The 3,497-nt window shown below is 47.0% G+C and carries 5 protein-coding genes; 4 read left to right on the top strand and 1 reads right to left on the bottom strand.

Going from position 1 to position 3,497, the window contains the following annotated elements:
• On the bottom strand, window positions 1-225 hold a 225-nt coding region (locus AB5H98_RS13030; RefSeq protein WP_367926316.1), incomplete at its 3' end, for an ATP-binding cassette domain-containing protein.
• Window positions 226-451: 226 nt separating this feature from the next.
• Between AB5H98_RS13030 and AB5H98_RS13025 the strand changes: the two genes are divergently transcribed.
• The 4 genes from AB5H98_RS13025 to AB5H98_RS13010 all read left to right on the top strand — a co-directional run.
• On the top strand, window positions 452-1,177 hold the full coding sequence (locus tag AB5H98_RS13025) for a helix-turn-helix transcriptional regulator (protein ID WP_367926315.1): 726 nt from the start codon (window positions 452-454) through the stop codon (window positions 1,175-1,177).
• Between the two features lie 123 nt (window positions 1,178-1,300).
• A complete protein-coding gene (nagB, locus tag AB5H98_RS13020) occupies window positions 1,301-2,038 on the top strand; it encodes a glucosamine-6-phosphate deaminase (RefSeq protein WP_367926314.1) in 738 nt (245 codons plus the stop codon).
• Between the two features lie 107 nt (window positions 2,039-2,145).
• Window positions 2,146-2,964, top strand: coding sequence for a Gfo/Idh/MocA family protein (locus AB5H98_RS13015; RefSeq protein ID WP_367926313.1), 819 nt, complete (start codon window positions 2,146-2,148; stop codon window positions 2,962-2,964).
• Window positions 2,965-3,288: 324 nt separating this feature from the next.
• Window positions 3,289-3,497 (top strand): ferrous iron transport protein A (locus AB5H98_RS13010; RefSeq protein WP_367926312.1); only part of this gene is annotated, 209 nt, incomplete at its 3' end.

Below are 3,497 nucleotides of genomic sequence, written 5' to 3'. Positions count from 1 at the left end.
ATCCTTCGGGGGAACGTCGTTGACCAGACGGTCGCCGATGTACAACTCACCTTTGGAAATCTCCTCCAAACCAGCGATCATACGCAGGGTGGTGGATTTACCGCAGCCAGAAGGGCCAACCAGGATAATGAACTCTTTGTCTTCGATCTCCAAGTTGAAGTCGGTAACAGCCTGAACATTGCCCGGATAAATTTTGTAAATACCTTTGCAGCTAATGCTTGCCATGGGACCTTACCTCCATTGTAACTTCATTTTGCATTTTATTGACGTCCTTGACGGACCTCTGTTGCTTTAATATAATAATAACAGGCTATTTTTTATTTGAAAATAGTAAAATATTGATGTGTGGTGAAACTTATTGCTCTTTTCTGCCCAAGACATATGCACAGTGGCCTTTTTCCGGGAAATTGATTCTTCTGCGTCCTGCATTCTCGACAATGCGGCCTGTACTGTGATCTTAACTTCCCGTGGTCGTGCAGCAGTGGTATATCCGCCCGGAACGGGCGAAGCCCTTTGGATGGAAGCTGGCGGATTGCTGTTGTGTAGTGATTCTGTGGAAATCACACCCGCCTCCGAATGTCATCTTCTTGCCATTGGATTTTCGGGAACGGCCGCACAAGAATTTGGTAGCCGGCTGAGCCGTCCGCTTTTATCGGATTGCAACGCTTGTCCTTTGGCCGCGCAAGAAATGAGCGCCTTGGCAGCAGCAGTGGCTCGTGATGAAACGGAATTACTTCCGGCCTTGGCATTCCGGGTTTTGTGCAGCGTTTCAAAAGCGGACGAAGCCGAAGAAACCCCCGGGCTGCCTCCTCTGGTAGCGCAAGCTGTTCTGGCGATTCGACAAAATTATGCGGGGTTGTATGGTGTTGACGAGCTCGCACGTCAATTGGGTGTGAGCAAAAGCCATTTGGTGCGTGTGTTTACCGCCCAAATGGGAACGGGCCCCGGCCAATATTTGATCCAAACTCGAATTGAGGCCGCAAAAGTCTTGCTGGCACAGCGAGATTACAGTTTGGAGGTTATTGCCTCACTATGTGGATTTTCGGGAGCCAATTATCTTTGTAAGGTGTTTAAAAAACACACCGGCCAAACTCCCGGTATGTTCCGTGCACTCCACATAGGCGCATCCCCTTCGCCTGTACATCTTTCGGAACTGGAAGGAGCGCTATATACATAAATGTAATAAAGGTACACGTTTGTACAAATTTAAAAGCATTTTGCACCTATCCATCTCTCTCGAAAGAGATTATGATAGAGATAAAGTTGTGTCCTTGTTAGTACAAAGTAAGGAGAATGCAGCATGAAAGTGATCGTTACCAAAAGCTATGACGAAACCTGTACCGTCATTGCAGAAATGATTCGCGATTTGATCGCACGCAAACCGGATGCGAAACTCGGTCTGGCCACTGGTGGAACACCTGTTCCCATTTATCAAAAACTCATTCAGATGAACCGGGAAGGCCAAATTGATTTTTCTCAGGTCCATACGGTCAATCTGGACGAATATTGCGGAATTCCGGGAACGCATGAACAGAGCTATCGTTATTTTATGGACAGCAATCTATTTGATCACATCAACATTCCTAAAGCAAACACTTTTGTTGCCAACGGAATGGGTGATTTTGAGGCCAACGCACAGGAACTGGAACAAAAAGTACGTGAGGGTGGCCCGGCGGATTTTCAGCTTCTTGGCATCGGCAACAACGGTCATATTGCATTTAATGAAGCATCCGATCATTTGATCAGTGTAGCACATGTAGAAAATTTGACCGAAAGCACGATCAACGCCAACGCGCGTTTCTTTGAGAAAAAAGAAGACGTTCCCACTCGTGCCATCACAATGGGAATGGGAGATATTCTGGCTGCTAAAACAGTAGTTTTGGCTGCAACTGGGCTTGCTAAGGTCCCTGCCATCAAAGGGTTAATCATGGACGATGTGATTACTACCCAAAATCCCTCTACATTACTAAAACTGCATGAAAATGCTGTTGTCGTTATCGACAAGGAATTGGCTGATGCAGTAGGCTATCAAGGATAATGAAATGAAAAAAGCGCTCATCTTTAAAAGATGAGCGCTTTCTTATTGCGAAACACAAAAAAATAAGGTAGGATGAATGCAGAAGTTTATTCAAAAGAGGGATCGCGATGAATATTTGCAAATATGGTATTCTGGGAGCCGGACGGATCGCCGCTCGTTTCAGCTCCTGTTTCGAACAAAATCTTGTTCCCGGTGCGACACTTTGTGCAGTGGCTTCTTCTGATCCGCAACGTGCAGCTCGCTTCGCTCAGGAACACGGAATTCCTCGGAGCTATGGAAGCCACGAGGAACTTTTGGCGGATCCGGAAATTGATGTCGTATATATTGCCACCATCAACTCTCTGCATTATGAATGCTGCGTGCAGGCCATTCGTGCCGGCAAACATGTGTTGTGCGAGAAGCCTCTTGTTTTAACTGGCGCAGAGGCTCGTAGCCTGGCAAGCCTTGCCGCCGAACACCATGTTTTCTTAATGGAAGCTATGTGGACAAGATTTTTGCCTGCAATTCAAACAGCCCGCCGCTGGGTCGATGAAGGGCGCATCGGTCGCCTTTTATGCATCAGCGCGAATTTGTGTGCTGGTCGCGATCCAAAGGAATACGCTCGTCTATTCGATCCCGCACTGGGCGGAGGCGCCTTTTACGATTTGGGTGTATACGCTTTTTCCTGTGCACAATATTTTGCACAGGGTCATACGCTATCAAATATCGTTCCTCATTGCGTTCCTTCCGGAACAGGTGTGGATGGATCAACGTTTTTGACACTTTCTTACGAAGACGGTCTCACTGCACATCTCAAATGCAGCATTCAATTTTCCGCAGACAATAGCTTGTATTTGTGCGGTGACCAAGGCCTTATTCGTATTGCGCCCTGCTTTAACTGGGCCCAGCGCACAGAACTTTATGCTTATCCTCTGCCCGATGCCTAATGCTGGCAGGGAGCACAACCCACCGAGGTATTTATGCACGAAAGCGCTACCGGCTTTGAGTTTGAGGCTCAACACGTTGCCTCATGTATACGCGATGGAAAACTCGAAAGCGACATTATGCCCATGGCCGACAGCATCGCCTGTTCAGACTTATTTGACTTGCTGGACCCTTTGATCCACACAAAAAACTGACTAAAAAGCACCTGGCCTTTTCAAGAAAGCCGGGTGCTTTTCTATCTTTTTTCTTGACAGTTTTTATACACCAGGTGTATACTTTAAAAGTTAGCACAGGCTAACATTTTGTGTGAAAAGAGGATGTTATCCATGACATTAGATAAGCTTCCCATCGGACAAGAAGCTGTCATTGCTTTAGTAGGTGGCGAAGGTGCATTGCGCCGCCGTTTGTTGGATATGGGGCTCACCCCTGGAACACATGTCACCGTTCGGAAAGTTGCTCCTATGGGAGATCCCATCGAGCTTCATTTGCGTGGATACGAGTTGACATTGCGTTTGGAAGATGCGCAAAAAATTAC

The organism is uncultured Ruthenibacterium sp. (assembly GCF_963558415.1).
Classification (GTDB): domain Bacteria; phylum Bacillota; class Clostridia; order Oscillospirales; family Ruminococcaceae; genus Ruthenibacterium.
This window is presented reverse-complemented; position numbering and strand designations above follow the sequence as displayed.